The following is a 4,956-nucleotide window of genomic DNA, read 5'->3' as shown; positions in this document are numbered from 1 at the left end:
TAGAAAACCCGGAACCGCTGGGTCATATTTCACTCTCCGATTCGCCTGAGCTGTTGCACTTAAAGCACCGAAAGTATTACCATGATAGGCACGATACCTAGAGATGAATTTGTATTTCCCCGGGTTTCCATTTTGAGAATGATATTGGCGAGCGATTTTAAAAGCGGTCTCATTCGCTTCAGATCCACTGTTAGTGAAAAAGGTTGTATATGAACCTTTTAAATGTTCACTTATTTTAGAAGATAGTTCAATAGCTGGCTTATGGCTTAAAGTTAATGGGAAGTAAGATAAATTCACCATTTGCTCATACGCTGCCTGAGCAATTTCTTTTCGTCCATGTCCTAAATTCAAGCACCATAATCCAGAAACCCCATCTAAATATTTATCCCCTTTTGTATCGGTAAACCATGAGCCGCTTCCTTCCGTTGCAATCATGGGACTTTCCTTTTCGTTATAACGATGCATCGCATGCCATAAATGATCTTTATCCATTTGAACAAGGTCTTTCGTTTCAGTTTCTAATTTCAATATTGAAACCCCCTTTTTATTTATTGAAATGAATTTTAGTTAAGTAACCTATACCGATCCAACCCAAAATAGAAAACAAGAGTATAAAAATATTGATGTTAAGGAGTAAATAGACGCGATAACTCAAAATACATCCATTAAGTATCGCGCCCATTACCACATTCTTTTTTAGTAATTATTTATCCCAGTTTTTATGATCTAAATGAGCGTACTTTTCTAATAATCTAGTAGGCATTTTTAAAGCGTCTTTTCTAAATGGAGGCGCTAATTGTGTTCCATCCACCTGAATATCAATGACGGTAGGTTTGTTTGATTTTATTGCCGCTTCTATGACAGGCCCTAATTCTTCAGATTTTTCCACTCTAATTCCAACTGCCCCCATCGAACGAGCAACCTCTGCAAAATCTGGATTTTGGATATCTGCCCCCACAAAACGATTATTATAAAAATCGACTTGGTTCTTTTTCTCTGCACACCATGCATTATTATTAAAGACGCACGCGATGACTGGAATGTTTTCTTCAACTGCTGTACTTACTTCATGTAAGCTCATTCCCCATGCTCCATCTCCAACGATTGCTAAAACAGGTGTATTCGGCTCAGCTAATTTGGCACCAAGTGCAGATGGATAAGCAAAACCGGTGTTTCCGAATGTAAGGGCAGCGATGTGTCTACGACTCTGGTTAAATTTCAAGTAAGCGTTTGCAGTTGATGATACATTACCAATATCTGTTGAAACAATAGCATTCTCAGGTAACACTTTTGTTAATTCTAAGAGGGCGCGACGCGGGTTAATTGGCGTCCCATCTATCATCGCAAGTTCTACTAGTTCTTCTTCCCATTTTTGTTTTTCATTTGTTACCTCTACCATCCGCGCTTTTTCTTGTTTTAGGTTAGGTTTAATTTCCTTTAACCGTTTCATAATTTCTCGACTAGCTTCACGAGCATCACCGATAATACCAACTTCAACTGGGTGGGTTCTAGCGATTTGCCTTGGATTAATATCTATTTGAATTATTTTTGCCTCTTTAGGGAAATATTCAATGTCATAACATGGTAATGTACCAAATACGGATAATCTTGTACCAACCGCTAAAATAACATCTGCTTTCTTTAGTGTATTCATAGCAGCTTTTGATCCCATATATCCTATTGGGCCAACAGCTAACGGATGATCTGCAGGAAATGCATCATTATGCATATAGGATACAGCTACCGGAGCTGTCAAGTGTTCTGCTATATTCTTAATTTCCTCAATACCATCTGAATCAACTGTCCCTCTACCTGAAATAATAACTGGATACTCAGCCTCAGCTAAAATTTCAGCTGCTCTATCCAAGGATTCAGATGACCCGCATCCTCGTGAATCTACGCGATATTGATGTGGTTGAAGAATTTGATCCTCCACTTCACCATAGAAATAATCACGAGGGATATCAAATAATACAGGTCCTCTTTCAGCATAAGCAATTCGAAATGCTGTCCGTAGACAATCAGCGACTCGACCTGGGTGGGTCACTCTCACCGTTTCTTTTGTGATAGCCTTGAAAATGGAAACCTGATCACATTCCTGAAAACCATCCCATCCAACAGTTGGTGTACCTGCTGAAGGAGATATTACTACCATAGGAGTATGAGCTTGATTGGCCGCTGCTACAGAGGTTACCATATTGGTCATTCCTGGTCCGTTTTGACCGATAACAACCCCAGCAACACCTGAGACACGACAATAAGCATCTTCCATATGAGCAGCACTTTGTTCATGTCGAACTCCAATAAATCGAATGCCTGCTGTTGGCAATAAATCCAGCATATCCATAAAAGCAGAACCTAGAATTCCCGATATATGTTTGACTCCCTCTGCCACTAATGTCTCAACAATAGCTTCACTTGGTGTCATTTTTACTTTCGTTCCTCTTAACATTTTTGTTTCGACCATTGCACATTCTCCTTAACTTTAATGTATTTCTGATAATGACGTTGCAACGTCCGTACCAGTTATAAGATGTATAATACTACCATTCCATCGAACAGTCAATGAATAAATTGAATAAATTGAATATTTTGAATTTATTTAAAATTAATATCCTAGCACGTACAGATAAAAGTGGTACTATCACATTTTTTATTAATATATCTTTTTTAGCCGCTGATAAATGCATCTTTTTTTTCTGTCAATCTGTAATTAATTCTATCAATTATTTCTAATAAATCTCCTATTTCATCAATAACAAAGTCGGCACCTGCATTTAGAAAACGATTCTCAGCATTCTTCATTCGCTTTTTGAGCTCATACGGATCCATTTCGTTGATTTCTTGTTCAGAAAGGCCTATTTCGCTGCCGCCTTTTAATACACCAACAGTCCACATTCCAGCATGAATCCCCCTCTTTGATGTCACTGATTGTATCACCAACCTTTACAATCTTACTTAGTGGATATACTTGTAGGTTTATAGCCGTTTGAAAGCACATCCAAGGATCGGGACGTCCTGTAGGCACTTCTGAAGACGCGACAATAGAGTCTGGTTGATAGCCCCACTTTTTTGCCTCTCCTGCTACAACATCTATCATTTCACGAGTATAGCCAGTTGTTGAACCAATTTTTATTCCTTGTTGTCTTAAACTGCTAACGAGTTCAATTAAACCAGGTAYAGGCTTGGCGTAATTTTGGAGAACCTTGAATAACAAATCCTCAAAGTCCCTATATAGAGCATTTACATCTTTTTCATTTGGTTCTTTCCCAAATGCTGTAACCCATAAATTCGAGATCCTAGTCATTTTCAGGAGTTCCCTTATGTGGTCAATTTTTAATAAGCCCATTGGTTTTCTTGCTTCCTCAATGGTAATATCAACCCCCCTTATACTAAATACTTCTACAAACACTTGGACCGGTGCAAAACAACCATAATCAACCGTTGTGCCAGCCCAATCAAATATAACTGCCTGAACCCTCCCATTCAGTTCATTTGTACTTTCCAATCTGTTCCCCCCTCCCCATTTATTCCCTCACAAAAAGGGCTTATTCTAAAAAAGCACGTAAAGTCCTCTTGAGACTTTGCGGTAATTGTGGACTGACAATGAAGGAATGTCTCATTTTTTTAAAACATATAGTCTAGCTAAAAAATGCAGATAAYTGAAGAATGTTCATCTGAGGAAATCCATAGAAGCAAACATAGCAATAAATATACTGATTTAATTTGTTAAGTTGAATCGAACTAGCTTTGTAATTGCCATATTACCAATGTCTATTGATGGCRTAGAAGTGTATATTAATTATATTTAGAATTTCTCAGAATTAGGGGGCCTAGGAACAATATTTAATTCATTCTCCATATACTTCGCTTTTTTTCGTCGAAATAAAAAGAAAGAACAAATAACTATAAAACTGAATAGCATCGTAAAAATAAACTGTGGACGCTGTGAATCTATAAATGCCATTAATATTAAAACGGAAATCATAGAAATGATGGTTGCATAAGTTAAATACGGAAATAACCACATTTTTATCTTGAAAATCCCAGGATTCTCTTTTTCCATCCTTTTCCTTAAGCGGAGATGAGAAATCGCAATGGCTAGATAGACAAGAATTCCAATTCCACCAGAAGAATTTACTAAAAAGAAAAATATTTTGTCAGGAGAAATATAACTAAAAATTGTGCTAATAAAGGCAAACACTGTACTTGCAATTACTGCAAGAACAGGGACCCCATTCTTGCTCACTTTTGAAAATAATTTTGGCGCATCACCCTTTTTTGCAAGAGAAAATAACATACGAGAGCTCGTATAAAGTCCTGAATTTAAGCAGGAAAGCAAAGCCGTTAGAACTACGATATTCATAATTAAAGCAGCCGAAGGAATACCCATCATTTCAAGAACAGCAACAAAAGGACTTTTCAGCAAAGATGCTGAATTCCAAGGTAAAAGTGTCACTAGTATAGCAATTGAACCGATATAAAAAATAAGTATACGCCATACCACGCTATTTAATGCACTTCTTACAGACTTTACTGGATCACTAGTCTCCCCTGCTGCAATGGCGGGAATCTCGACTCCAACGAAAGCGTGAAAGACAATCGCAACACCAACTAGTACTGAACTAATCCCGTTAGGAATAAAACCACCAAAGTTTAAAAGATTAGAGGCGCCAGGTGACTTAATAGTTGGTATTAAACCCAATATCACCGCTACTCCTAGACATAAGAATAGAATAATACTGACTATTTTAATAATAGAAAACCAATATTCAAATTCGCCAAATGATTTAACAGAAAATATATTTGTTAGTTTTAATAGAATTATTAATGAGAGACTTATTAACCAGACTGGAACTGAAGGAAGCCACTCATGTATTATCGCTGCCCCTGCTGTTGCTTCTAGTGCAATTACAATAACCCAAAAAAACCAATATAACCAACCTGTAGTAAAAC

3 protein-coding genes and 1 pseudogene are annotated in these 4,956 nt (G+C 37.3%); all 4 read right to left on the bottom strand.

Features of this window, described 5'->3' with window-relative positions; all coding sequences use genetic code 11:
• A partial coding sequence (locus AC1DUW_RS20940; protein ID WP_477643357.1) for an aminotransferase class III-fold pyridoxal phosphate-dependent enzyme occupies positions 1-492 on the bottom strand: 492 nt, incomplete at its 3' end.
• Between the two features lie 211 nt (positions 493-703).
• Entirely contained in the window at positions 704-2,467 is a 1,764-nt protein-coding gene (xsc, locus tag AC1DUW_RS20935; protein WP_477643356.1) for a sulfoacetaldehyde acetyltransferase, read from the bottom strand.
• A gap of 203 nt (positions 2,468-2,670) precedes the next feature.
• A pseudogene (gene phnX, locus AC1DUW_RS20930) lies at positions 2,671-3,490 on the bottom strand (phosphonoacetaldehyde hydrolase).
• A 318-nt stretch (positions 3,491-3,808) separates the two neighbouring features.
• A partial coding sequence (locus tag AC1DUW_RS20925; protein ID WP_477643355.1) for an amino acid permease occupies positions 3,809-4,956 on the bottom strand: 1,148 nt, incomplete at its 5' end.

Source organism: Peribacillus sp. P4_C12, assembly GCF_056402095.1.
The sequence above is the reverse complement of the archived record's forward strand: the minus strand, read 5'-3'. Positions and strand labels throughout refer to the sequence as shown.